The following is a 23568-nucleotide window of genomic DNA, read 5'->3' on the forward strand; positions in this document are numbered from 1 at the left end:
ATGCACTTTTAGGATCAGTCGTCCTCGTCCTCGTAGCCGACAAGGTTCAGCTCGCACGCCTTGATCTGGTGCGTCAGGCACCAATGCTTGAGCGCTTCCTCGCGGCCGTGGGTGATCCAGACTTCGGTCGGCGCGAGTTCGCGGATGGTCATCGTCAGCTCATCCCAATCGGCATGGTCGGAGATGATCAACGGGAGCTCGACATTGCGCTGGCGGGCGCGCTGGCGGATCCGCATCCAGCCCGATGCCATAGCCGTCACGGGGTCAGGCAAACGACGTGACCAGCGGTCGTTGAGCGCGCCGGGTGGAGCGATGACGACATGGCCGGCCATCTCAACTTTCGAGGCGCCGCCCGTATGGCGAAGCTCGCCAAGGTCGATGCCAAAGCTTTCGTAGAGTTGGTTCAGCCGCTCGGTCGCGCCATGGAAGTAGATCGGGGCATCGTGACCGCGTGCGCGCAGTTCCATGATGATTCGCTGCGCCTTGCCGAGCGCGTAGGCGCCGACCAGCACGCAGCGGCTCGGGTCCGAATGGAGTCGGTGGAGCAGCCGGTCGATTTCGCTGCCGGTGTCAGGATGGCGGAACACAGGAAGCCCGAAGGTCGCCTCGGTGATGAAGATGTCGCACGGCACGGGGACGAAGCAGGGGCAGGTCGGATCCGGACGGCGCTTATAGTCGCCCGACACGACCACGCGCTCGCCCTTATGTTCGAGCACGATCTGCGCTGAGCCAAGGACGTGACCGGCGGGAACGAAACGGACGTCGACGTCACCGACTCGGGTCTGCTCATCGTAGGCGATGCCTTGACCCGATTGCGGGCCGTAGCGGGTCTCCATGATCGCCAGGGTTTCGGGCGTCGCCAGCACCGCGCCATGGCCTCCACGCGCGTGATCGGCATGGCCGTGGGTGACCAGGGCCTTCGCCTTGGGCTGCGAAGGATCGATCCATGCATCGGCGGGGCGAACGTAAATCCCCTCGGGGTGGGATTCGATCCAGGAACCTAGGCGGGCCATCGCGAGCTATATAGGTGTAGACAGCGGAGGTTTCCTGCAAATGGACGAATCATTGGTCGGAATCATGGAAATCCTGGGCCCGGTCATCCTGTTGATCGTGCTCGTCTGGCTGGTGATGAACCGCCATTCGACCGGCAAGACCGGCCGCACTGAGCAGGCGACCCACGACCTCTACGAGGAGGAAGAGGCGCGGCGGCGCGAGGGGACGGACAAAGCTGAAGAATGACCTTCCCGCAGTCGTAGCGGACTGGTTCCAATCCAAAGGCTGGGCGCTGCGGCGGCACCAGCTCGAAATGCTGCAGCTTGGAAAGGCGGGGCGAAGTGCGCTGCTCGTCGCGGCGACCGGCGCGGGCAAGACATTGGCGGGATTCCTGCCGAGCATCTGCGAGCTTGCGGAAGGGGCGCCGGAAGGGTTGCACACGCTCTACGTGTCGCCGCTGAAAGCGCTGGCCGTCGACGTCCAGCGCAACCTGATCGGGCCGGTCGAGGAGATGGGGCTTGCCATCCGGGTTGAAACGCGCACCGGCGACACGCCGTCCGACCGCAAGGCGCGGCAACGAGTAAAACCGCCGCACATCCTGCTGACCACGCCCGAATCGCTGAGTCTTCTGCTGAGCTACCCGGACGCAGCGCAGATGTTCGCTGACTTGCGAACCGTGGTGGTCGACGAGATCCACGGCTTCGCCAAGGAGAAGCGCGGGGACCTTCTGTCCCTGTCCATGTCGCGGCTGCAAAAGCTTGCGCCCGGTCTCCGCCGGGTCGGGCTATCGGCAACGATCAGCGACCCCGATGCCTACCGGTCATGGCTGGCGCCCGACGCTGAGATGGATGCCATCGACCTCGTCATCGGCGATCCCGGCGCCGAGCCCGACCTGTCGATCCTAATTCCGGAGAACAAGATCCCCTGGGGCGGGCATTCGGGCCGCCACGCTGCGCGCGAGGTGATGAAGCTCATCGAAGAGCACAAGACGACGCTCGTCTTCTGCAACACCCGCAGCCTTGCCGAGCTGATCTTCCAGGATTTGTGGGCGGTCAACGACCAGGCGCTGCCGATCGGAATCCACCACGGCAGCCTCGCCGTTGAAGCGCGCCGCAAGGTCGAAAGTGCGATGTCCGCCGGACGACTGCGAGGCCTCGTGGCGACGGCGAGCCTCGACCTTGGCATCGACTGGGGCGACGTCGACCTCGTCGTTCAGATGGGTGCGCCTAAGGGCAGCTCACGCCTGCTCCAGCGGATCGGGCGCGCCAACCACCGGCTCGACGAGCCGAGCAAGGGCGAGATCGTCCCCGGCAACCGCTTTGAATATCTCGAAGCGCGGGCAGCGCTCGATGCCATCGACGACGGTGAGCTTGATCCGGAGATATTCAGACCGGGCGCTCTCGACGTACTTGCTCAGCACATATTGGCGATGGCCGTTGCCGAGCCGTTCCAGCAGGATGAGCTGCTCGCGGAAGTCCGCTCAGCCGCACCTTATGCGGGCCTCAAAGACGAGACGTTCGAGGAGATTGTCAATTTCATCGCGACCGGCGGCTATGCGCTGAAAGCCTACGACCGCTTTCGCAGGTTGGTGCCCGAGCCGGGCGGTATGTGGCGCATCGCCCGCCCGCAGATCGCCCAGCAGCATCGCTTGAATGCCGGCGTGATCGTCGAGCAGCCGCTCCTAACCGTCCGCTTCCGCAACGGGCGCAAGCTGGGAACGATCGAGGAAGGCTACGCCTCGACCCTGTCGCCCGGCGACCATTTCTATTTTTCGGGCCTTAGCCTCGAGGTCGAGCAGTTCAAAGACACCGACATCATCGTCCGCGCCTCCTCCAAGCAGGCGCGGATCGTCACCTACGGCGGCCAGCGCATGTCGATGTCGACCCACCTCGCCAACCGCGTCCGGCACATGCTGTGCGACCGCAACGACTGGCAGCGTTTTCCCGACGACGTCCGCGAATGGCTCGAAATCCAGTCGGAGCGGTCGGTACTGCCCGAGCCACACCAGCTGCTGGTCGAGACGTTCCCGCACGAAAAGCAGCATTTCATGGTCGCCTACAGCTTCGAAGGCTGGAACGCGCACCAGTCCCTCGGCATGCTCATCACGCGAAGGATGGAATCTGCTGGACTGAAGCCGTTGGGCTTCGTCGCCAACGACTATGCGCTCGCCTGTTACGGGCTCGAGCCGATCACCGATCCCAAGGCACTTTTCTCGGCCGACATCCTCGAACAGGAGTTCGTCGACTGGGTGGAAAGCTCATACCTTCTGAAGACCGCCTTCCGCGAGGTGGCGGTGATCGGCGGGCTCGTCGAGCGCCAGCATCCGGGGAAGAAAAAAACCGGGCGGCAGGTCAGCTTTTCGACCGACCTCATCTACGACGTCCTGCGCCGCTACGAGCCGCAGCATTTGCTGCTTCGCGCCGCGTGGGATGATGCACGGCGGCGAATGACCGAGCTTGGGCGCTTAGTCAGGCTGGTCGATCGCGCTGCCGCCACCATGCTTCATGTCGAAACCGGGCGGATCACGCCGATGGCAGTGCCGTTGATGGTCATCGTCGGGCGTGAAGCCCTCCCGCCAGGCGCCGAGGCGGACGAAGTGCTGCTGACGCAAGCCGAAGCGCTCGCGGAAGCCGCGATGCAATTGTAATCGCCCCAGCCATCTGCGATTCTGGCCTTCGTGAAGCGCTCGCTGATCCTCGCCCTGCCGCTCCTGCTTTCGGGATGCATCGTCGGCACAGTCGCCAAAACCGCGGTCGATGTCGCGACCCTGCCGGTGAAGGCCGTCTCGGCCGGAGTGGATGCAGCGACGACCAGCCAGAAGGAAGCCGACGAGAAACGCGGCCGCGAGATCCGCAAGGCCGAAGAGGAGCGAGGCAGGCAGCTTCGCCTCGCCGAAGAGCGGTGCCGCAAAGGCAGGCCGCTTCCGACCGACAATTGCGCCGCGGTGCAGCAGCACTGAGGTACTTCCTCGACACCGAATATAATGGCTGGGGCGGTGCGCTCCTGAGCCTCGCCCTGGTGCCCGAAGAAGGCGAGGAGCTTTACGTGACGTTCGGCTGGGCGGGCCCGCTTGAAGAGTGGGTCGAGCGCAACGTCGTCCCCTACCTCGACATGGTGCCCGACAGCCTGCAGTCGCCCCGCATGGGCCGGCCGGATGCCGCGCGGATGATCGCTCATTATCTCGCAGGCGACCCCGAACCGGTCATCGTCGCCGACTGGCCCGAGGACATTGCGTATCTCAACGCTTTGCTGGTGACCGGGCCGGGTGTGATGGTCGAGGTTCCACCGCTGAGCTTCAAGTTCGTCGAGCTTTCGGGCTTCAGCACCGCCGCCAACAGCGTGGTGCCGCATAACGCGCTGCACGACGCCCGCGCACTCCGCGATCACATCCTCGGACTAGAGTAGAAGCTATTCGGCGGCGGTTCGGAGGAGAATCTCGCCGCTCTCGCGATCAATCCAGGTGAGGTCGCTCAGCTTCAGCTCACGGCCGTCATGGGCAATGACGCAGATCTTCTTGACCGGCCGCCGATCGCGTTTGTCGGCCAGCACGACCTTCATTTTGCCATAGCCCCATTCGTCGCCCCACTGGCGCATGGCGAGAACGACCGGAAGCAATCCCTCGCCCTTGGGCGTCAGCGAGTAAATCACCCGCCGGCGATCGGTCGGATCGGATGAGCGCTCCAGAATTCCGCCAGCGACCATCTTGCCGAGTCGGTCCGACAGGATGTTGCGCGCGATTCCCAGCCCGCCCTGGAACTCTTCGAAATGGTGCAGGCCATTAAGCGCGCCGCGAAGGATCAGGAACGCCCACTTCTCGCCGATCAATTCGACCGCCGCGGGAATAGGGCACGACAAGGCCGCGTCCTTGAACGCATCTAGGTGCGTGGTCAGCGTGTCAGCCGCCATTCGTTCTTTCTCTCTCCCCCGAGCGAATCTTATCAAAACACAAAACAGTTCCAAAAAACAGTTGCGCAGCGAAACTTAATGTATTATTCAGTTGCAAATCGCAACTATAAACAGGAGGAAGTGCGATGCTTCGCTTGGTTCTTGGACTTTCTGCAGCGGCGCTGACCGTCTCCCCGGCCCTGGCCGCGAGCTATTCGGCCAAGTTGGCTACCCCCAGCAGCGAGCGCTTTATCGCCCGCGACATCACCTGGAATTGCGGGCCTGATGCCTGCCAGGGCGCGACGAACGAAAGCCGCCCGGTCGTGCTGTGCCAGTCGCTGGCAAAGCGCGCCGGCCGAGTCGACAGCTTCCTGGTCGATGGCCGCGCCCTCGCCGCGGGCGAGCTCGATAAGTGCAATACGTCGGCCAAGACCGCGCCCAGCGCGAAGCTCGCTGCCCAGTAAGAATCCCCGCGGGGCTGCGCTGCGTCCCCTCGGCGCGGCCCCCATTTCCTTTCGCGCTTGCACAAATAGCGCCGCTGCCCCCATCTTGGGCTCGTGCTGAGGCAGTATGAGCTTGTCGAGAAGGTCCGCTCCTACGATCCTGATGCGGATGAGGGGCTGATCAACCGCGCCTACGTCTTCTCGATGAAGGCGCACGGATCGCAAATGCGTGCTTCAGGCGACCCCTATTTCAGCCACCCGATCGAAGTCGCCGGAATCCTCACCGACCTGAAGCTCGACGATCAGACGATCGTCACGGCAATTCTGCACGACACGATCGAGGACACGCTCGCCACCCCGGAAGAGATCAACAAGCTCTTTGGCAGCGACGTCGCGCGGCTCGTCGACGGCGTTACCAAGCTTTCCAAGATCGAAGCGCAGTCAGAAAACGAGCGCGCCGCCGAGAATCTGCGGAAGTTCCTGCTCGCACTCTCGGACGACATCCGCGTGCTACTGGTGAAGCTCGCCGACCGGCTGCACAACATGCGGACGCTGCATCACATCCCGTCAGAGGAAAAGCGCCGCCGCATCGCGCGCGAGACGATGGATATCTACGCGCCGCTCGCCGAGCGAATCGGCATGTACGAGATGATGAATGAGATGCAGACGCTCGCGTTCAGGGAAATCGAGCCTGATGCTTATGCCTCGATCACGCGGCGTCTCACCCAGCTGCACGAGCAAGGCGGCGACCTCGTCAACCGAATCGGCCTAGGCCTGCAGCTTTACCTCGCCGACAACGGCCTCGAAGCGGAGGTCATCGGGCGCCAGAAGCATCCTTATTCGATCTGGAAGAAGATGGCCGAGCGCCACATCAGCTTCGAGCAATTGTCCGATGTAATGGCGTTCCGGATCGTCGTCGCCGATGTCGCCGACTGCTATCGTGCGCTCGGCCTGATCCATCGCCGCTGGCCGATGGTCCCCGGCCGGTTCAAGGATTACATCTCGACACCCAAGCGCAACGGCTATCGAAGCCTCCACACCTCGGTCATCCACGATTCCAAGATGCGGATCGAAATCCAGATCCGCGACAAGGCGATGCACGAGCAGGCCGAGCGCGGGCTCGCCGCCCACTGGGCTTACAAGGAAGGCAAGCCGAGCGCCGACATCCATGTGCCGTGGGTCGACGATCTCGTCGAAATCCTCGATCACGCCGAAAGTCCGGAAGAGCTGCTCGAGCATACCCGGATGGCGATGTACCAGGATCGCATCTTCGCCTTCACGCCGAAGGGCGAGCTCATCCAGCTGCCCAAGGGCGCAACCCCGGTTGACTTCGCCTATGCCGTGCACACGGACCTTGGCGACCGCACGGTCGGCGCGAAGGTCAATGGCCGGGTGGTGCCGCTCCGGACCATGCTGGAGAATGGCGACCAGGTCGAAATCCTCGCCTCGGAAGCCCAACACCCCCAGCCGAGCTGGCTGCGCTTCGTGGCGACTGGCAAGGCGCGCGCGGGCGTCCGCCGCTTCGTCCGCCACAAGGAACGCGAGGAGACGGTCGAGCTAGGGCGCAAGATCTACGACGAGATCGTCGCTAGGCTTCCGGCCGAGTTGGACAAGGATGCGCTCAAGCGCTCGCTCAAGAAGCTGAGGCTGGAGAATGAGGACGAGCTGATGATCGCGATCGCGCGCAAGCGGGTTAGCGACGAGGCGCTGATGGAAGCGCTGATGCCTGGCTCAGCCGGCGGCGATGTGGCACCGCGGCCGCTCGGCCAACGCAAGGCGATCTCGATCAAGGGCCTGACCCCCGGCGTTGCTTATCACCTCGCGAGCTGCTGCCACCCGATCCCGGGCGACCGCATCGTCGGCCTAAGGCGCGAGGACGAGGAGATCGAGGTTCACGTGATCGGCTGCGACACCTTGGCGAGCGGCGTCGATGCCGATTGGCTAGACCTTGCCTGGGGCGAGGGTTCGGACGGCGGCGCGGCGCGGCTCGCCGTGATCCTGCGCGACATCCCGGGCGCGCTCGGGACCATGTCGGGCATCCTTGGACAGAAGCACGCCAACATCATCAATCTCGCGCTGGTTCACCGCGACGGCAGCTTCCAGACGTTCCACCTCGACATCGAGGTGCACGACCTCGCGCACCTGCACTCGATCATCGCCGCATTGCGCGATGCCGAGCCGGTGAGCTCGGTCGAGCGGATCTAGACCTTCGCCGCCTGCCGCTGGTGGCGGGCATGGGCATCGCCCGCCGCAAGCACCGCAAGCATCACCAGGTCGGACGCACTCGCGGTCATTGGCGCGATCTGCACCGGATGCTCGAGTCCGAGGATATAGGGGCCGAGCACGCTCTCGCCGCCGACCGCGCGAAGCAGCTTGGTCGACAGGCTTGCCGACTGGAGACCAGGCATCACCAGGATGTTGGCCGCGCCGGACAGGCGCGTGAACGGATAATAGCGCTTCTGCATATCGTAATTGAGCGCGACATCCGGCGCCATTTCACCTTCATATTGGAAGTCGACGTGGAAGCCGTCGAGCAGCTTTACGGCGCAGCGCAGCTCCTCGATGTGCATGCCCGGCGGATTGCCGAAGGTCGTGTAGCTGGTGAACGCAACGCGCGGCTCCAGCCCCATGCGGCGTGCGAAAGACGAGGCGCGCATCGCTATCGCCGCATATTGCTCGGCGGTGGGGCGTTCGGTCACCGCGGTATCGGCGATCAGCACGGTATGGCTGCGGCTGACGATGACGTTGATGCCGAACGGGGTTGCTTCCGGCTCGTCCTCGATCACCGTGCGGACCTGGCGCAACGACTGGCTGAACGGCCGGGTCGTGCCGGTAATCATCGCGTCCGCTTCACCGAGGGCAAGCATTGCCGCGGCGAAATAGTTGCGGTCCTGATTGACCATCCGCTCGATCTCTCGGCGGAGCAAGCCATGCCGTTGATGTTTCTCGTAAATGTAATCGACCGCGCGGCCGACGAGCGGTGAGTTGCGGCTGTTCAGGACCTCATAATCCTTGGGATTCTCGACGCCGATTTCCTTGAGCTGGTCGTAGACCTCGTCGCGTCCGACGAGCACCGGCGTGCCGTAGCCGCCCTCCTTGAACGCGATCGCGGCGCGCAGCACGTTAGGCTCTTCGCCTTCCGCGAACAGCACCCGCTTGGGATTCTGCCGAGCTCCTTCATATGCGAGGCTCATGACGGCGACGGTCGGGTTGAGCCTGGCGCGAAGCTCCTGGCGGTAGCTCTCGACATTTTCGATGGGACGCTGGGCAACACCAGTGCGCACCGCGGCTTCGGCGACGGCCGAAGCAACCACTTCCATCAGCCGCGGATCGAACGGCGCCGGGATGATATAGTCGCGACCGAAGCTCTGGTTGCGTCCGCCGTAGGCCGCCGCGACTTCCTCCGGCACCGGCTCGCGCGCCAGCTCGGCCAACGCTTCCGCCGCGGCGATCTTCATTTCTTCGTTGATCGCCGTCGCGCGCACGTCGAGCGCGCCGCGGAAGATGAAAGGGAAGCCAAGGACGTTGTTGACCTGATTGGGGAAGTCGGAACGGCCGGTGGCGATGATCGCATCGGGCCGCGCTTCCATCGCGTCGGGCGGCCAGATTTCCGGATCCGGATTGGCCATGGCGAAGATGATCGGCTCCTTGGCCATGCTCTTGACCATGTCCTTGGAAACGACATTCGCGGCCGATAGTCCGAGGAATACATCGGCGCCCTTGAGTGCGTCTTCGAGCGTTCGTGCATCTGTCTCGACCGCATGCGCCGACTTCCATTGGTCGAGGTCGGTGCGGCCCTTGTGGATCACGCCCTTGCGGTCGCACATGATGACATGATCGCCGCGCACGCCCATCGCCTTCATCAGCTCGGTGCAGGCGATCGCCGCCGCGCCCGCACCGTTCACGACCACTCGAACATCGGCGAGCTCGCGGTTGGTCAGGTGGCACGCGTTGATGAGGCCGGCCGCGCTGATGATCGCGGTCCCGTGCTGGTCATCGTGGAACACCGGAATCTTCATCCGCTCGCGCAATGTCTGTTCGATCACGAAGCAGCCGGGCGCGGCAATGTCTTCGAGGTTGATTCCGCCGAAGCTAGGCTCGAGCAATTCGACGCAGTCGATGAACCTCTGCGCATCCTCGGTGTTCACTTCGATGTCGATCGCGTCGACATCGGCGAAGCGCTTGAACAGCACCGCCTTGCCTTCCATTACCGGCTTTGAAGCGAGCGCGCCGAGATTGCCGAGGCCGAGGATGGCCGTGCCGTTGGAGATGACGGCAACGAGATTGCCTTTGGCGGTGTAATCGTAAGCACAGGTCGGGTTTTCGGCGATCTTGAGCACAGGGACCGCGACCCCCGGCGAATAAGCCAGGCTCAGGTCGCGCTGCGTCGCCATCGGTTTCGAGGCGATGATCTCAAGCTTGCCCGGTCGCCCCTGGGCGTGGAATTCGAGCGCTTCGGCTTCGGTATATTTTACGTTGCTCTCCGACATGGCGGCGGCCTTAGCGGACAGGCGCGCAAAGAGTCACGCGCGGGACGAATCCGGAGTCGATTGAGCGCGGCCTAACCGCTAGGCTTCGACCATGGCCCGAGCCGATGCCCCGACCCCGATGATGGCGCAGTACAAACGTCTGAAACAGGAGGCTGGCGACGCGTTGCTCTTTTATCGGATGGGCGACTTCTTCGAGCTGTTTTTCGACGATGCGAAGATCGCCTCCGCTTGCCTCGACATCGCGCTGACGAAACGCGGCACCGACGGCGGCGAGCCGATCCCGATGTGCGGGGTGCCGGTCCACTCGGCCGAGGCCTATCTCGCCCGGCTGATCAAGGGCGGCAATCGCGTCGCCATCGCCGAGCAGACCGAAAGCCCGGCGGAGGCCCGAAAGGCGCGCGGCTCCAAGGCCCTGGTCGACCGCGCAATCGTCCGGCTGGTCACGCCGGGGACCCTGACCGAGGAGACTTTGCTCGAATCGGCCGCGGCCAATTGGCTGGCGGCGATCGGCCGGGCGGGCGACGATATGGCGATCGCGGCGTGCGATATTTCGACCGGCCGGTTCGAGCTGGTCGCCTGTGGACCGGGAGAGCTGGCGGCGGAGCTGGCGCGGCTGTCGCCCGCCGAGACCATCGCCGAATCCTCTATTCCGGGCATCCGCACGTCGGGGGGCAAAGGCGGGTTCGATAGCCTGGCAGGCGAGCGCGCGCTCAAGGCTCGCTTCGGCCTTGCGACGCTCGAGGGGCTCGGGTCGCCATCGCGCGCGGAACTGGCCGCGGCCGGCGGGCTGCTCGTCTATCTCGACGCGACCCAGAAGGCCGCCGGAATCCTGCTCGACGCGCCGCGGCGGTTAGCGCGCGCGAGTCACATGGCGATCGACGCCGCCACTCGCGAAAGCCTCGAGCTCACGCGCTCGGTCGGAGGAAGTCTCACCGGAAGCCTGCTCGGCGAAATCGATCGCTGCCAGACCGCCGCCGGTCGCCGCTTGTTGTGCGAAGACATTTCCGCGCCGCTGACCGACAAAGTCGCGATCGAAGGGCGGCTGGCGCTCGCCCAGTGGCTGCATGAGGACACGATCCGCCGCGAGCGGGTGCGCCAGGCGCTGAAGGCCATGCCCGATTTTGCCCGCGCATTGGCGCGTCTCGCGGCGGGACGCGGAAGCCCGCGCGACCTGGCTCTGCTCCGCGATGGACTCGGCGCCGCCACCGCACTCAAGACCGAGCTTGAAGGTGAGGCCGACAGGCCTGCGCTGCTCGAAGCCTTGCTGCCGCGCCTTGGCGGGCACGCAGCGCTGATCGACCGATTGCGCGCGGCCCTGGTCGAATCGCCGCCAATCGAATCTTCGAAGGGCGGCTATATCGCCGAAGGCTATGACGCGGCGCTCGACGCATTGCGCGATTCCTCCTCCAACGGCAGGCGCGCGATTGCAGCGCTTGAAGCGCGTTACCGCGACGCGACTGGGATCGCTTCGCTAAAGATCCGCCACAATGCGGTGCTTGGCTACCACGTCGAGGTATCGGCCAGGCACGCCGACCGGCTGATGACTCCGGACAGCGGGTTCACCCACCGCCAGACTCTCGCCGGCGTCGTTCGTTTCAATTCACCCGAGCTGCACGAGGAAGCGAGCCGGGTGATCGAGGCCGGCGGCCACGCGCTCGCCGCGGAAGCCGCGCATGCCGAGGAGTTGAGCGCGCTCGCGGTCGCCTCAGCGTCGCAGATCACCGCGACTGCCGAGGCAATCGCCCGGATCGACGTCGCCGCCAGTCATGCCCACCGCGCCGCCGAAGGCGGCTGGGCGATGCCGACGCTGGTCCATCAGCCATGCCTGGAAATCGACGGCGGACGCCATCCGGTGGTCGAGGCGGCGCTCCGCGACAGCGGCGAGCGCTTCGTCGCCAATGATCTTTCGCTCGGACCAAACGACCGGCTGTGGCTGATCACCGGCCCAAACATGGGCGGCAAGTCGACCTTCCTGCGCCAGGCGGCGCTGATCGCGGTGCTCGCCCAGGCCGGAAGCTTCGTCCCCGCGACCCGCGCCAAGGTCGGGATCGTCGACCGCCTGTTCAGCAGGGTCGGCGCATCGGACAATCTCGCGCGGGGACGGTCGACCTTCATGGTCGAAATGGTCGAGACCGCCGCGATCCTGGCCCAGGCCACGCCCCAAAGCCTGGTGATCCTCGACGAGATCGGGCGCGGCACCTCGACCTATGACGGCTTGGCCATCGCCTGGGCGGTGGTGGAGGCGATGCACGACCAGGCGCAATGCAGGACCTTGTTCGCAACGCACTACCACGAGCTGACGCGCCTCGCCGGCCGGCTCGATTCACTATCGCTGCACCATGTTCGCGCGCGCGAATGGAAGGGTGATCTCGTGCTCCTCCACGAGCTCGCGGACGGCGCCGCGGATCGTAGTTACGGCATCGCGGTGGCCAAGCTGGCGGGGCTTCCGCCCGCCGTCGTTTCCCGAGCGCGCTCTGTGCTCGCGAAGCTGGAGGCCGGCCGCGATGCGACCGGTGGGATCGCTGCCGGACTCGATGATCTTCCGCTGTTCGCGGCCTCGGCGGAGACCGAGCAGGCGCCCGACCCGCTGCTGGTGGCGATCGAAGCGGTCGATCCCGATAGCCTCAGCCCGCGTGAGGCATTGGAGGAGCTTTACAGGCTCAAGCGGCTCGCCGCCGAACGCAGATCATGAGCTCTCACGACATCGACAACCAGCGCGCGGTCATCGATCGCCGGGCCATCGCCGACCGTCTAGCTGCACTGAATCAGGGAACGAAGGCCTCCGTGATCCTCCGCGAAGCGCTTGACGGCGGCCGGGCCGAGATTGCGCGTCGGCTGGCCGAGGATCCCGGGCGAGGCCGTGCGGCCGCTCAGGCGACGGCATTCCTCCACGACCAGCTGGTGCGCATCGCCTTTGAGTTCGTCGCTCCGCAGAATGACGGGCTCGCCTTGGTCGGGTTGGGCGGAACCGGGCGAGGCGAGATGGCGCCCTTCAGCGATCTCGACCTCATGGTGCTGACGGCGGCAGCGCCCACCCCAGGACAGGAGAAGGCCGCGGAAGCGATCTTCCACCTGCTGTGGGACCTTAAACTCAAGGTCGGCCATTCGGTCCGCTCCGTCACCGAGCTGATCGCACTGGCAAAGAAGGACATAACGGTCCGAACCGCCTTCCTCGAGGCGCGATGGTTGTGGAGCGATGAGAGGTTGTTCGACGCCGCCATGGCCCGATTCCGCAAGGAAGTGGTCACAGGGGGCGCGGCCGAATTCGTCGCGGCCAAGCTCGCCGAGCGCGACGAGCGGCACGTAAAGGTGGGTGACAGCCGCTACGTGGTTGAGCCCAACGTCAAGGACGGCAAGGGCGGGCTTCGCGATCTGCACACGCTCTATTGGATCGGCAAATATGTGCACGGCGTTGAGCGCCCCGCCGACCTCGTCGGCGCCGGCCTGTTCACCGCCGCGGAATTCCGCCGGTTCGACCGCGCCGAGCGCTTCTTGTGGTCGGTGCGATGCCACCTGCATTTGCTGGCCGGGCGACCCGAGGAGCGGCTCAATTTCGACTATCAGCCGCGCATCGCCGAAATCATGCATTACGCCGACCGACCGGGGAAATCCGCCGTCGAGCGGTTCATGCAATTCTACTTCCTTAATGCGAAAACGGTCGGCGATCTGACCGGGGTGTTCCTAGCGCAGCTCGACGAGCAATTGGGCAGGAAGGGCTTTCGCTTCGCCCTGCCGACGATCCGCCGTCGTCCCAAGCGGCTGGCCGGCTTTGTGCTCGACCGCGGCCGGATCGCCATTCCATCTGAGGACTTCTTCCGCGCCGATCCGATACGGCTAATCGAGCTATTCGCCGTCGCGGCCCGCGAGCAGCTCGAAATCCACCCCAGCGCCATGCGCGCAGCCACGCGCGACGCCGTGCTGATCGACCGCAAGCTTCGCGAGGATCCGCGCGGCAACGCCTTGTTCATGGAGGTGCTGACCTGCCTCCATCATCCCGAGCTGGTGCTTCGGTGGATGAACGAGGCCGGCGTGTTCGGCCGGTTCGTTCCCGACTTCGGCCGCGTCGTCGCGCAGATGCAGTTCGACATGTACCACCATTATACGGTCGACGAGCATTCGATCCGCGCGATCGGCCTGCTAGCCGCGATCGAACGGGGCGAGCTCAAGGACGATCACCCGTTATCGACGGCAATCATCCAAAAGCAGATCGCATCGCGCCGCGTCCTCTATGTTGCGGTACTGCTCCACGACATCGCAAAGGGACGGGGCGGCGATCATAGCGTGATCGGCGCGGAAATCGCGCTGAAGCTCGGTCCGCGCTTCGGGCTCGATCCGGCCGAGACCGAAACCGTGTCGTGGCTCGTCCGCTATCACCTTTTGATGTCGTCGACCGCGTTCAAGCGCGATCTCGCCGACCCGAAGACGATCGAGGATTTCGTCCATCAGGTGCAAAGCCCGGAGCGGCTGCGCCTGCTCCTGATCCTTACCGTCGTAGACATACGAGCGGTCGGCCCCGGTATCTGGAACGAGTGGAAGCGGATGCTTCTGAAGACACTGTTCGAGGCGGCAGAAGAACGGCTTCGGCTCGGGCACAAGCAGCACGGACGAGCCGAGCTGGTCCAGCACCGACAGAGAGAGCTTGCCGCGGCGCTTGGCTGGAAAGCCAGCGCGGCCAAGGCGCACGCGAAACGGCTTCCCGACAGCTATTGGCTGGCCGAGCCGCTTGGATCGCAGCTTGCCAATGCCCGCCAGGTTGCGGAGGCAGAGGCGCGGATCGGTGAGGCCCGACCGAGCGTCGTGGTCGCGGACGATCCGGAAACCGGCGCCACGCGAGTCAGCGTGTTCACCCCCGATCGCGAGGGCCTGTTCTACCGGATCTGCGCAGGCCTTGCCTCGGGTGGGGCCAACATCATCGACGCGCGAATCCACACGACGCGCGACGGCATGGCGCTCGACAACCTCCTTGTGCTTGATGGCCGCGGCCAGGCCTATTCGGATCGACGCCTGCGAGGCCGCCTCGCCCGGTCGGTCGAAGCCGCGCTTACCAAAGAGGAAGCACCGGCTTTGCCCCCGGCGTCCAGCCCCCGCGGTGGCAGCGCATTCGAAGTTGCGCCGTCGGTCGTGCTAGCCGAGCGGGCTTCGACCCGCACTACGGTGGTTGAAGTGAATGCCCGTGATCGGCCCGCGCTGCTCGCCGGACTCGCATCGGCGATCCACGCCTGCGGGCACCGGATCCACTCGGCGCACATTGCCACCTACGGCGAGCGGGCAGTCGACGTCTTCTACCTGACGCGCGCGGACGGGAAGAAGCTCGACGGTGATGACGCCGAGCGGCTTCGAGAGGCACTTCTGCGCGCGGCGAGCGACCAGACGCGCGCAAAGGCCGCATAAAAAAAGCCCCACCGCATTGGGTGGGGCTTTCTCATTCTCAGGTGAGCCGGATCAGCCGCGCTCGCCGCGTTCCGTCGGCGGTGGCGGCGGGGGTGGCGGAGGCGGCGGAGGCGCCTGCTCGACCATCGGCGGTGGCGGCGGAGCCGGCGGCGCAACGTAGGGCGCCGGTGCCGGCCGAGCGAAGCCGAGCTTGCCGCGCAAGGTCAAACCGTAGGTCCTCGGCTCGCCGAGATAGGCGTTGAACAGGCCGGTCGAGACCCCCGTATTCGGTGCCGCGCAGAAGCCGGCGATCGCACCACGTTGCGAGCAGGAGCCCTGCAGCGGGGAGTCGAAGGCAACCTGCTTGTATTTGGCGTTGAACAGGTTCTGGGCCCAGGCCTCGATGCTCCACATCTCGTCCGGCCCGCGCAGACCGACGCGCGCATTCACCGTCGTGAAGGCTTTCTGCATCTTCTCGATGTCGAGGTCCGAACCGGTGTTGTACTTCGTCGTATGGCGCCCATCGATGTAGAACAGCGCGTGCATGCCGCTACCGCCGATCGGCGGCGTCCAGCCGAGCGAGCCGGTCATCGTCCACTTCGGCGCGTTGGAAATCTGCCGGCCCGGGAGCTGGAACAGCGCCGGGATCAGGGCATTGCCATTGGTCCCGATCAAATTGTGGCGATACTTCGTGTCGGCATAAGTGACGCCGAGCGATCCGTTGACCTCCGGAATCGGGCGGAAGAAGGTTTCCACCTCGAAGCCCTTGGACGTCACGCCCGCCCGCTTGTGCCCGTCGCAAGCGACCGGTGCACCGCTGTTGTCGGTGTCCGCCCCGCCGAGATCGGACGAGCAGCTGTTGATGTTCTCGACGACGAAATTGACGCCGTTGAAGGTGTTCAGCTGGAAGTTTTTGAACTGCTCGAGGAAAACCGCGACATTGACGTCGATACCGCGGCCGTTGAACTTCGCGCCGATCTCGTAAGCGTCGACAAGCTCGGGCTTGAAGCGGAGGTCCTGAAGATCGACCGCTCCGGCGGTCAGGCCGGCGCGATCGAGGTTGAAGCCGCCCGCTTTGTAGCCGCGCGAGAAGCTCGCGTAGGTCAGCAGCTGATCCGTCGGCTTGTAACTGAGGACCGCCGTTCCGGTGAACTTGTTCTCCTTCTCACTTCCACCCGAGAAGTTGCCGTTGATGGAGTTGAGCACACACGGGGCGGCGCCGATCGGAGTCAGCACCTGGTTGGCGAGTGCCGACGCGAGCGCCGCAATCGCCGGGTTGAGCCCGCCATTGCCCGCCGGGTCGGCCGCAGCCGCGGCCGCGAGCGCCTGGAGCCGCGCAATGTTGGCGCGATAAGCAGAGCACTGGCTGGCGCTCGTCAGGTCTGCGCTAAGCTTCTTGTGATCGATCGTGTAGCGCGCGCCGAGCGTCAGCGAGAGCTGGTCGGTGATCTTGAAAATGTTGTGGGTGAAGAGCGCATAATTGTTGCCCTTCTGCCGGAACACATCCTCGGTCGTCCGGTTCGACAGCCCCGTGTCCGCGACCTGACCCGCGATCGCGCCGATCACCAGCGGATAAGCGGCGGCGGGAACCCCCGCTAGCAGCGGATTGGTCGTCAGCTGATTGAGCGTGAATCCCTGCGCAAACAGGTTGAGGTGGTTGTAGCCAGGGAAGGCCGCGAGCGCCGGGCTCGACGCACGGACCAAGGAGCCGAAATAGAGGTCGGCATCTGCGCCGATCGAGGTGTTGTCCCTACGGGTCAGGTCTTCGTTGGCGTAGAACGCGCCGACTAACCAATCGAGCCGGTCGTTCATCGTCGTTCCCTGCAGGCGAAGTTCCTGCGTGAACGTGTCGAACTTCGCGCCGTAGCCGCCGTCGCCCGCGCGATAGAAGATGTCGAGATTGTTATAGTCGACGTCACCGCCGCCGATGAACTTGTTGGTCCGGTAGGCCGTGATCGACGTCAGGTTGGCGGCACCGAAATCGTAATTCAGCTCCGCCGAAATCCCGCCATCCTTGGCATCCGAGCGGTATGTGCGGCCAGGCGTGACGGACGTCTCGCGGTCGTACGGATGGTCATTGATGATGGCGCCGAGCGCGCGCTCGAGCGTGGCGATCGACGACGGCGTCTGCCCGGTGCCTGCCACGTAATTATGCGCCGGGAGGTAGACCGCCGCGCAGCATTCTTCATTCTGCCGCGAATAATCCGCGATCACGCGGACGGACAGGTCGTCATTCGGCTGGAACAGGACCTGGCCGCGAAGGAGGTAGCGGTCGCGGTCGTTGATGTGCCGGCCGGAAATCACGTCCTTGATGAAGCCGTCGCGCTTCACATAGACGCCGTCCAGGCGCGCCGCGACAGTCTCTCCGAGGGGACCGTTCACCGACGCTTCGAAACGCCGGTAATCATAGTTTCCGATGCTCGCCGCGCCGGACACAAAGGGTGTAAACTGTGGCTTCGCCGTAATCACCGAGATGACGCCGGCCGAAGCATTGCGTCCGAACAAGGTGCCCTGTGGCCCGCGCAGGACCTCGATCCGGTCAAGCGGACCGAGCTCGGTCAGCGCGACACCGGTACGCGAGCGATAAACGCCGTCGATGTAGGTCGCGACCGAGCCTTCGAGGCCGGGGTTGTCACCGACCGTGCCAATGCCGCGAATGCGCGCAACTGCCGCGCCTGCTTCCGAGGTGGTCGAAGACACCAATAGCGAGGGCGACAGCTGGTTGAGCTGGCGAATATCGGTTGCACCGCTGTTCTGGAGCGTGTCCGCAGTCACAGCGCTGACCGCCATCGGCACGTCCGACAAAGCCTGATTACGGCGCGTCGCGGTGATGACGATGTTGCCGGTGTCGACCGGTTGCTGTTGGAGCGCCTGGTTGTCGACCGCGGCGTTGGTCGACGTCGACCCTTCGGTCGGCGTGGCATTCGTCTGAGTTGTATCGGGTTGGGTTGGCTGAGTGCTCGGCTGTTGCGCGAACGCAGTCGTGGGAACCGCAATCATCGCCGCCGAAAGCAGCCACGCGGACTTACTCATCATTTCTCTCCCCCATCAGGCGACGAGCGCCCGTCGGGCGGAAAGCTAATCCCGATCAGTGATCAACGGAAGTCGGCAGTGTGCGGACAATAAGAATGCCGCATTGCTGCAGCAATTTGGCAACACGAGTGTAAGTAAGCGGTTTGAAACCTACTTGGGCGCGAGCACCATCAGCATCTGACGGCCTTCCATCCGCGGATGCGCCTCAACCTTGGCGACGTCTGCCGTCTGCTCCTGCACGCGGCGCAACACCGCCATGCCAAGCTCTCCATGCGCCATCTCACGACCGCGGAAGCGCATGGTGACCTTCACCTTGTCGCCTTCCTCGATGAACTCGAAGACCTTCTTCATCTTCGTGTCATAGTCGTGGTCGTCGATGTTCGGACGCATCTTGATCTCCTTGATCTCCTGCGTCTTCTGCTTCTTGCGCTGCTCGGCGGCCTTCTTCTGGGCCTCATATTTATAGCGGCCAATGTCGAGGAACTTGGCGACCGGCGGATCGGCATTGGGAGAAATCTCAACGAGATCGAGCCCGACCTCCTGCGCCTGCTCGAAGGCTTCGCGCGTAAACATCACGCCCAGGTTTTCGCCATTTTCGTCGATCACCCGCACCTTCTGGGACTGGATGAACTCGTTGTAGCGGGGGCCGCTCATCGGCGGCGGGGGCGCCATTCCTCGGCGCGGATAGGGCGGTGGTATCTTGGTTTCTCCAAATGTTCGTTCAGCGCGCGAGTTAGGCGCTTGCAGCGCCGATGAAAAGGTGCGGCGCGGATTCGACCCTATTTTTGCAGCGGCCTGTGGCTGTGTCGCGTCAGGACGCCGCACTTGCGAGATCGGGCGCGATCGCTTCGGCGGCGATCATCGCGACTGCGTCATCGAGGCTCATCATCTTCTGATGATCTTCGCTGCCGAGGCGGCGGAGGGCGACGGTGCCTTCCTCGGCCTCGCGCTTCCCGACGACAAGCAGCAGCGGCACCTTGGCCAGGCTGTGCTCGCGCACCTTGTAGTTGATCTTCTCGTTACGAAGATCGGTCTCGACACGGATGCCCACCGCCGAAAGCCTCGCGGCCACTTCCTCTGCATACCCGTCGGCGTCCGACACGATCGTCGCGACCACCGCCTGCACCGGCGCCAGCCACAGCGGGAACTTGCCCGCATAATGTTCGATCAGGATGCCCATGAAGCGCTCGAACGTGCCGATGATCGCGCGATGAAGCATGATCGGCCTGTGCTTCTGGCCGTCTTCGCCGATGTAGCTCGCGTCGAGCCGCTCGGGCAGCACGGTGTCAGTCTGCATCGTCCCCACCTGCCAGGTGCGCCCGATTGCATCGGTCAGATGGAATTCGAGCTTGGGAGCGTAAAAAGCGCCCTCGCCCGGTAGTTCTTCCCAGCCATATTCTTCCGTGTTGCGACCGGTCGCGGCGACCGCGTCGCGCAGGCTCTGCTCGGACCAGTCCCACATCTCGTCGGAGCCGAACCTCTTGTCGGGGCGAAGCGCGAGCTTGATCGCATAACTGTCGAATCCCAGCTCGCGGTACATTTCATCGAGCAGGTCGCAGAACTGCCGGACCTCGTCGACCAGCTGGTCTTCGCGGCAGAAGATATGCGCATCGTCCTGCGTGAACTGGCGGACGCGCAGGATGCCGTGAAGCGCGCCGTGCGGCTCATTCCGATGGCAGCAGCCGAATTCGGCTAGCCTTAGCGGCAGGTCGCGGTAAGACGTGATGCCCTGCTTGAACACCTGGACGTGCGCCGGGCAGTTCATCGGCTTCAGCGCCATAAGGTCACCGCCGCCCGACAGAATCGGTTTGTCCTCGTCGGTACCGGGGATTTCGTCCGGCACCACGAACATGTTCTCGCGATATTTGCCCCAGTGGCCCGACTGCTCCCAAAGCCGGGCATCCATCAGCTGTGGAGTCTTGATCTCGCGATAGCCTGCAGCGTCGAGCTTGCGGCGGATGTACGCCTCGAGCTGGCGCCAGATGACGTAGCCGTTGGGATGCCAGAAGACGCTGCCATGCGCCTCGGCCTGGAGGTGGAACAGGTCCATCTCCTGTCCGATCTTGCGGTGATCGCGCTTGGCGGCCTCCTCAAGCCGGACGAGATAGGCGTCGAGCTGTTTCTTATTCAGCCAGGCGGTCCCGTAGATGCGCGAGAGCATCGGGTTCTTGGGGTCGCCGCGCCAGTAGGCGCCGGACACGCGCGTCAGCCTGAACGCCTGTGGGTCGAGCTTGCCGGTCGATGCGAGATGCGGGCCGCGGCACAGGTCGATCCAGTCCGCCTCGCCATGGCCGGTCTTGTACATGGTGATAGGCTCGCCCTCGGGAAGCTCCATCACCCACTCGGCCTTGAACGTCTCACCATGGTCGATGAAGAACTGGCGCACCCGTGCCCGGTCCCATACTTCGCGCACCAAGGCCTTGTCGGCCGCGATGATGCGCCGCATCTCCTCCTCGATCGCCGGCAGCTCTTCTTCGGTGAAAGGGCCGTGGTCGAGGGTCGGCGCGAAGTCGTAGTAAAAACCATCGTCGGTCGCGGGACCAAACGTGATCTGCGTGCCGGGGAATAGGTTCTGTACCGCTTCGGCGAGGATGTGCGCAAAATCGTGACGGACCAATTCGAGCGCGTCCTTCTCGTCGCGCGAGGTGATCAGCGCGAGGCTGGCGTCGCCTTCGAACGGGCGCATGATATCGCGCACTTCGCCGTCGACCTTGGCGGCGAGCGCAGCCTTGGCGAGGCCCGGGCCGATCGCCGCAGCGACGTCCGCCGGGGTCGACCCTTCGGGCATTTCCTTCACCGAACCGTCGGGAAGCGCGATTTTAAACATCTTGGTCATCTGAGGAGCGCTCTAGCGGGGGAGGCCAAACGCCTCAACAGTCCCAATATAGTCAAGCGACATTGACAATTCCAGCACCTGATGTAAAGTACACTTGTCATGGAGAACAGGCTTCGCGATCTGCGACGGCGCCGCGGCTGGAGTCAGCAGGACCTGGCCAAGCGGCTGGAAGTGTCGCGCCAGAGCGTCATCGCCATCGAAACGGGCAGGTACGATCCTTCGCTGCCGCTCGCTTTTCGCGTCGCCGAGCTGTTCGACCTTGCGATCGAGGAAGTGTTCGTTTCCCCGTCGCGCCACAGCTCGAAGGCGATCTAGGCCCGCGCCCGGGTGAGCGGTAGAGGGACTACTCATGGCCCCACCCGAAATAGCCTTCATTGATGTCGGTGGCCGGCCGATCGCCTATCGGCTTCGTCCCGGCGCATCGCCCACCCTGGTTTTCCTGCCCGGCTATGCGTCCGACATGGAAGGCGCCAAGGCGCTTGCGCTTGACGCCTTTGCCGAGCGCCGTGGCCTTGGAATGCTTCGCCTCGACTACTCCGGGACAGGCTCGAGCCCGGGGGAATTCGCGGAGGGCACGCTCGGCTTGTGGCTCGAAGAAGCCCTGGCCGCGGTCGACCGCTTGGTTGCGGGGCCGATCGTCCTGGTCGGATCCTCGATGGGCGGGTGGATCGCGCTGCACCTTGCGCTGCTCCGGCCCGAACGCGTGATGGCGCTGGTCGGCATCGCGCCGGCACCCGACTTCACCAATTGGGGCTTTGCCGACGGAGGTACGGCCGAGCGCCAAGGCCTTAGCCGCGCGTTCTGGGAATCGGGCCAGCAATTGCTCCTGCTCGACGGTGAAATCGCGATCGACTGCCCGGTCCGCCTGGTCCACGGCGAGCAGGACACTGATGTGCCGGTAGACATCGCCAAGCAGGCCATGGCGAGGCTCCGTTCAGCCGATGTCCAGCTGAACATCATCAAGGGCGGCGGCCATCGGCTGTCCGAGCCGCGCGAGATCGAGACAATCCTGCGCACGGTCGCGAACCTGTTGGAGCCTGCCCTTTGATTCCTGTCGTCCTCGCCGTCGCTCTCGCCACTGCCGCGCCTACCGCGGACCGATGCCCGGAAGTCATCACCCCCGAGGCGCTGATCTGCCGCGCGATCCAGGCACAGTCTCAAGGGAACGACGAGGCCGCCGCCCAATCCTTCGAGGAGGCGGCAAACGCCTCTCCCGACAGTGACCCCGGCAAGGCGCGCCTGTTCGCCGCCGCGGGCAATATGTGGCTTTCGGCCGGCCAGCCCGGCAAGGCCGCCCTCAACCTCGACAAGGCACTCGCGCTTCCCGGCCTGGTTGCCGAGCAGCATGGCGAAGCGTTGCTTGACCGCGCCCGCGCCGCCGAAGCGCAAGGTGACCTGAAGACCGCGCGCGCCAAGCTCACTGAGGCTTCGGCCACGATCTCCGACGACCCGTTCCTGTGGTATTTCTCGGCAGCGCTCGCGGTTCGCGAGAACGACCCGGCGACGGCCCAATCCGCAATCAACAAGGCGCTGTCCATGGCCCCGACCGACGCGAGCATCCTGTTCGAGGCGGGACATGTGGCGCACTTCACGGGCGACGAAATCGGCGCCCGTGATTACTGGCAGCGCGCGGCCGAACGCGACCCGCACGGGCCGATCGGCAAGGCGGCGCGGGATGCCATCGCACTGCTGCCCGCGCCGCTTACCGTGAAAGCCGATCCGGCCCCGTCGAGGAATTAGCCGAGGTCGTAGTCGAGCGTCGTGACGACCCGAACCTTTTGGAACGGGGAGTTGCCGCCAGAGGAGCTGCAGTCGTCGCACGCTTCGCCATCGCGTGCGCCAACCGAGAAATAACCCTGGCTGGCCGACTTGATCCGGCCGACCGACGCCCCGCTATCGCGGGCGAATTGCTCGGCGCTCCGCCGCGCATTTTGGTTGGCCTCGGCAATCATTGCCGGCTTCAAATCGTTGAGCTTCGTGAAGGTGTAGCTGATGCTGGTGCCCGACAGCTCGACGCCGTCGCGAAGCAGCTCGGCCTGGCGTGCATAAGCGGCGCGCGCCTTCATCACATCGCTGGTGCGCAGCTGGATCGAGCGGCGGACGGTCAGATGATCGGGTCCGCTCTCACCCTCGCGGGGGCGTTCGCGACTGAGGCCGACGTCGCTGTCAGCGATCTCGTCGGGCCGAAAGCCGGCGCGCTGGAAGAAGGCGCGAACGTTGCGCGCCTGCTCATCGACCGACGACTGGACCGGGCCGAGATCGGTGCCCTGGTGAGAGAAATCGACCGACCAGGTCGCAAGGTTAGCGGTCACGTCACGCTCAGCAACGCCGCGAACGCTCACCGTCCGCTCCGCCATCTTAGCGCGCCTCAGTCCGTCGCCCAGCACATAGCCACTCGTCGTCAAACCAATCGCAAATATCGCTACCGCGCCCAAAAGGACGGCGCGGCTGTCCTGCAGCTTCTCGATCATGGGATGGAAACCCCGTGCGTTCGTCCGCATATCTAGAGTGGCAACCG

Annotated in this window: 18 protein-coding genes; 11 read left to right on the forward strand and 7 right to left on the reverse strand. The window is 64.6% G+C overall.

Features of this window, described 5'->3' with window-relative positions; genetic code table 11:
- Positions 1 to 14 precede the first annotated feature (14 nt).
- Entirely contained in the window at positions 15 to 1013 is a 999-nt protein-coding gene (locus AC4K8G_RS07075) for a ligase-associated DNA damage response exonuclease (protein WP_491733455.1), read from the reverse strand.
- Positions 1014 to 1053: 40 nt separating this feature from the next.
- Here AC4K8G_RS07075 and AC4K8G_RS07080 point away from each other — a divergent pair, with 40 nt between their 5' ends.
- From AC4K8G_RS07080 to AC4K8G_RS07095, 4 genes are read left to right on the forward strand one after another with little or no spacing between them, the layout of a single operon-like run.
- Entirely contained in the window at positions 1054 to 1239 is a 186-nt protein-coding gene (locus tag AC4K8G_RS07080; protein WP_491733456.1) for a hypothetical protein, read from the forward strand.
- On the forward strand, positions 1229 to 3640 hold the full coding sequence (locus AC4K8G_RS07085) for a ligase-associated DNA damage response DEXH box helicase (RefSeq protein WP_491734430.1): 2412 nt from the start codon (positions 1229 to 1231) through the stop codon (positions 3638 to 3640). Before AC4K8G_RS07080 ends, AC4K8G_RS07085 begins: the two co-directional genes overlap by 11 nt.
- A gap of 30 nt (positions 3641 to 3670) precedes the next feature.
- Complete coding sequence (locus AC4K8G_RS07090) at positions 3671 to 3952, forward strand: hypothetical protein (protein ID WP_491733457.1); 282 nt, start codon at positions 3671 to 3673, stop codon at positions 3950 to 3952.
- Complete coding sequence (locus AC4K8G_RS07095) at positions 3928 to 4398, forward strand: hypothetical protein (RefSeq protein ID WP_491733458.1); 471 nt, start codon at positions 3928 to 3930, stop codon at positions 4396 to 4398. Before AC4K8G_RS07090 ends, AC4K8G_RS07095 begins: the two co-directional genes overlap by 25 nt.
- 3 nt (positions 4399 to 4401) lie before the next feature.
- Here AC4K8G_RS07095 and AC4K8G_RS07100 read toward each other — a convergent pair whose 3' ends face one another.
- Complete coding sequence (locus AC4K8G_RS07100; protein ID WP_491733459.1) at positions 4402 to 4899, reverse strand: winged helix-turn-helix transcriptional regulator; 498 nt, start codon at positions 4897 to 4899, stop codon at positions 4402 to 4404.
- Between the two features lie 125 nt (positions 4900 to 5024).
- Here AC4K8G_RS07100 and AC4K8G_RS07105 point away from each other — a divergent pair, with 125 nt between their 5' ends.
- Positions 5025 to 5342: a CC_3452 family protein gene (locus AC4K8G_RS07105; RefSeq protein ID WP_491733460.1), complete on the forward strand. Its 318-nt coding sequence runs from the start codon at positions 5025 to 5027 to the stop codon at positions 5340 to 5342.
- A gap of 93 nt (positions 5343 to 5435) precedes the next feature.
- On the forward strand, positions 5436 to 7526 hold the full coding sequence (locus AC4K8G_RS07110; protein WP_491733461.1) for a RelA/SpoT family protein: 2091 nt from the start codon (positions 5436 to 5438) through the stop codon (positions 7524 to 7526).
- Here the strand turns inward: AC4K8G_RS07110 and AC4K8G_RS07115 are convergent.
- Positions 7523 to 9811, reverse strand: coding sequence for an NADP-dependent malic enzyme (locus tag AC4K8G_RS07115; RefSeq protein WP_491733462.1), 2289 nt, complete (start codon positions 9809 to 9811; stop codon positions 7523 to 7525). The two genes, AC4K8G_RS07110 and AC4K8G_RS07115, sit on opposite strands and share 4 nt — an antisense overlap.
- Positions 9812 to 9902: 91 nt before the next feature.
- Here AC4K8G_RS07115 and mutS point away from each other — a divergent pair, with 91 nt between their 5' ends.
- Together mutS and AC4K8G_RS07125 are read left to right on the forward strand one after the other, a co-directional pair.
- Entirely contained in the window at positions 9903 to 12503 is a 2601-nt protein-coding gene (gene mutS, locus AC4K8G_RS07120; protein ID WP_491733463.1) for a DNA mismatch repair protein MutS, read from the forward strand.
- The gene (locus AC4K8G_RS07125; protein WP_491733464.1) at positions 12500 to 15202 is read left to right on the forward strand and encodes a [protein-PII] uridylyltransferase; all 2703 of its coding nucleotides are present in this window, start codon (positions 12500 to 12502) and stop codon (positions 15200 to 15202) included. Before mutS ends, AC4K8G_RS07125 begins: the two co-directional genes overlap by 4 nt.
- Before the next feature lie 51 nt (positions 15203 to 15253).
- On the opposite strand, the gene AC4K8G_RS07130 is transcribed toward AC4K8G_RS07125, so the two are convergent.
- From AC4K8G_RS07130 to thrS, 3 genes are all read right to left on the reverse strand, one after another.
- On the reverse strand, positions 15254 to 18214 hold the full coding sequence (locus AC4K8G_RS07130) for a TonB-dependent receptor (protein ID WP_491733465.1): 2961 nt from the start codon (positions 18212 to 18214) through the stop codon (positions 15254 to 15256).
- Between the two features lie 150 nt (positions 18215 to 18364).
- Positions 18365 to 18868 carry a translation initiation factor IF-3 gene (gene infC / locus AC4K8G_RS07135; RefSeq protein WP_491733466.1) on the reverse strand — a complete coding sequence of 168 codons (504 nt, stop codon included), beginning with the start codon at positions 18866 to 18868 and terminating at the stop codon, positions 18365 to 18367.
- A gap of 157 nt (positions 18869 to 19025) precedes the next feature.
- Positions 19026 to 21050, reverse strand: coding sequence for a threonine--tRNA ligase (gene thrS / locus AC4K8G_RS07140; protein ID WP_491733467.1), 2025 nt, complete (start codon positions 21048 to 21050; stop codon positions 19026 to 19028).
- 99 nt (positions 21051 to 21149) lie between these two features.
- On the opposite strand from thrS, the gene AC4K8G_RS07145 reads away from it, so the two are divergent.
- The 3 genes from AC4K8G_RS07145 to AC4K8G_RS07155 are packed head-to-tail and all read left to right on the forward strand — an operon-like array spanning position 21150 to position 22790.
- A complete protein-coding gene (locus tag AC4K8G_RS07145; RefSeq protein WP_491733468.1) occupies positions 21150 to 21365 on the forward strand; it encodes a helix-turn-helix transcriptional regulator in 216 nt (71 codons plus the stop codon).
- Positions 21366 to 21399: 34 nt separating this feature from the next.
- Positions 21400 to 22098 (forward strand): alpha/beta fold hydrolase, encoded by a 699-nt coding sequence (locus AC4K8G_RS07150; RefSeq protein WP_491733469.1) that lies wholly within the window; start codon positions 21400 to 21402, stop codon positions 22096 to 22098.
- Positions 22095 to 22790 carry a tetratricopeptide repeat protein gene (locus AC4K8G_RS07155; RefSeq protein ID WP_491733470.1) on the forward strand — a complete coding sequence of 232 codons (696 nt, stop codon included), beginning with the start codon at positions 22095 to 22097 and terminating at the stop codon, positions 22788 to 22790. Before AC4K8G_RS07150 ends, AC4K8G_RS07155 begins: the two co-directional genes overlap by 4 nt.
- Here AC4K8G_RS07155 and AC4K8G_RS07160 read toward each other — a convergent pair.
- Positions 22787 to 23521 carry an SIMPL domain-containing protein gene (locus AC4K8G_RS07160; protein WP_491733471.1) on the reverse strand — a complete coding sequence of 245 codons (735 nt, stop codon included), beginning with the start codon at positions 23519 to 23521 and terminating at the stop codon, positions 22787 to 22789. The two genes, AC4K8G_RS07155 and AC4K8G_RS07160, sit on opposite strands and share 4 nt — an antisense overlap.
- Between the last annotated feature and the right edge of the window lie 47 nt (positions 23522 to 23568).

It is taken from the genome of Sphingomonas sp. SP3 (assembly GCF_058514305.1).